This is a genomic window from Roseibium sp. RKSG952 (genome assembly GCF_009711355.1).
Genome location: NZ_SMMF01000579.1, coordinates 1 through 2,067 on the forward strand (window position 1 = coordinate 1; position 2,067 = coordinate 2,067).

Here is a 2,067-nt window from a genome sequence, read left to right on the forward strand (position 1 = left end):
TCGAGGACGTGCGCGGCGCCTATCCCGGCCCGGTGTTCCTGCGCATCCGCCGCCACGGCGATGTCACCGAGGACCGGCTGCAACCGGAAGGCATCTACAGCATTCTGAAACGATGGGAAAAACTGGCAGGCCTCAAGGGCTTCGCCCCCCACGACCTGCGCCGCACCTTCGCCTCCGCCATGTTCGACACCGGCGCCGATATCGTCACCGTCAAGGACGCCATGGGCCACGCCTCGGTGACAACCACGGCAGCCTATGACCGCCGTGGGACAGAACGCCTCAAGAAAGCACGGGAAATGCTGAAGGTGATTTAGTGTCGACGATAGACGTTACTGGTTGCATCAAATTATAGTTCGCCTGATAACTTGTATTTCCAACTTGTGGGTCCCTTGGCTGCTGAACTGGTGCAGGCTCTTCGTTGCGTTCAGAGCAATTTATCGAGTTTGGCAGCATAGCCGTCCATTCTTTCGAGGCTCGCATTGATACGCCGGCGCCACGCAGGGCCTTTTTCGAGCGCTGTTTGATAGGCCTCTGCCAAGTCATCGGGCCGAATCTGCGATAGAATATCAATCAAAAATGCAGCCTGTGCCCGGTCTTTGTGTGATTTTAGTGTGTCAGGCCCACCCTGCCGCCGATCAGCGATGATGAGTTTATGAATTGCATAGCGTTCTGGTCGGGGAATTTGGACAAGTGTACCGGAGCGATAAAGGAACGGGACCCGGATTGGCTCCGCAATCAGGAAATTGAGGTAGTGCAGGCTCTGGGCGTTGACCCCGAGTGCAGGGAGATCACGCACGGATTCTTCCTCTTCAAAGGAAGGCGTCAAAAATTCGACGAGTGTTTCCTTATTGGTTTGCCGCCAGCGCCATGTTTTCCGGCCATCAAGGGAGGGGAGGGGATCAAATTTAAGATCAGTAAACACATCTGACAGCGGTGTCTCGACTGTGTCAGCGAGCGCGAGGGACAGACGTTCGAAGCTCGCAATATCGATGTCGTCGGTTGCTGCGGATTGGTCAAAACCGATGCGCGCGCCCAGCTCGCCCTCATAGCATCGAAAGGCCTGTGTCCCGACAATGGTGCCACCAAGCCGGAACACACCTGCACGAGCAAGCGCTGTGACTATCTGGCCGGTTCCTGCATCTGAGAACAGATACCCTTCCGCCCGCAGCACGCGCATCAGCCTAGAGCGTTCGCGTTCGGCCTGCTTTGCTGAAAGTGCGCGTTCATCGTAAGTTTCCAATCGTTTGCGGAGCTCGGGGGTGTCTTCGCCGATGTATTTGTCTACGAGGCGGTTTCCAATGCGATACTGGTCGTACCAATAGGTCTTTGATCCAATCGATTTTGCCCGGGGTGTGCCTCGCAGATCCGAAACGGCACTATCCATGAGGGACCGTCTTAGGTCTGTCCATGCGGCGATCCCAATTGCACTGTGGTATCTGGCTTCCATTTTGTACCCGACAAAAAAATATTTGTCGGGTAGACATACCATAAGAACTTTACCCGTCAATAACTTTATTGTCGGGTAAACGTCTAGGCCTTGCTCGCTACAAGCAGCTCACGCCAAATGGTGCGGCTGTTGTTTGTGCCAAGAGAGAGCATTGCCACCGTATTACCACCTATCCGCGATTTGCATTACACCGCAATTCATCTTCAGTCATAGCTTGACCAAGATTATAACGGGCTGTACGCATGTAAAAGGTCTTCGCAAAATCTCCCCTTAACCACCCAGCCCGGCGTAAATGGCAAACAGCCCTGACTGGAACTGCCTAAAGTTCATCAACACGGCGGCAACTTTGATGAATGCCATATGTTTTGCTCCCCAGTTGCCACCTTCTTTTCTGTGTCACCGAAAACGGGGGAGTCAGGTCAAGGACCGGAGTCGGCAAGGGGGACCACCCGTGCGAACAAACTCAACGCGGAGCGTGGGGGCACTTCGGAGCAGGCCGCGACAGCGGTTTTTTGCCCGCGTTGAGCACGACGTGCGAATAAGTATGTGCTCTCACGCCCATTTTCCAGATATCGCGTCGTAAAGCACAATCAGAAAGTGGGACCACTTTCTCTATCTTG

The 2,067-nt window shown here is 54.4% G+C and carries 2 protein-coding genes; one reads left to right on the forward strand and one right to left on the reverse strand.

Annotation, left to right across the window (positions count from 1 at the left end; genetic code table 11):
• On the forward strand, positions 1-314 hold a 314-nt coding region (locus tag E1297_RS02470), incomplete at its 5' end, for a tyrosine-type recombinase/integrase (protein WP_155133468.1).
• 110 nt (positions 315-424) lie between these two features.
• On the opposite strand, the gene E1297_RS02475 is transcribed toward E1297_RS02470, so the two are convergent.
• Positions 425-1,384, reverse strand: a complete 960-nt coding sequence (locus E1297_RS02475; protein ID WP_244327604.1) for a GSU2403 family nucleotidyltransferase fold protein — start codon at positions 1,382-1,384, stop codon at positions 425-427.
• Positions 1,385-2,067: the final 683 nt, after the last annotated feature.

What these genes read in the sequence shown, in the direction of transcription:
- E1297_RS02475 (WP_244327604.1), bottom strand. Translation starts at nt 1,384, where the DNA reads ATGGATAGTGCCGTTTCGGATCTGCGAGGCACACCCCGGGCAAAATCG.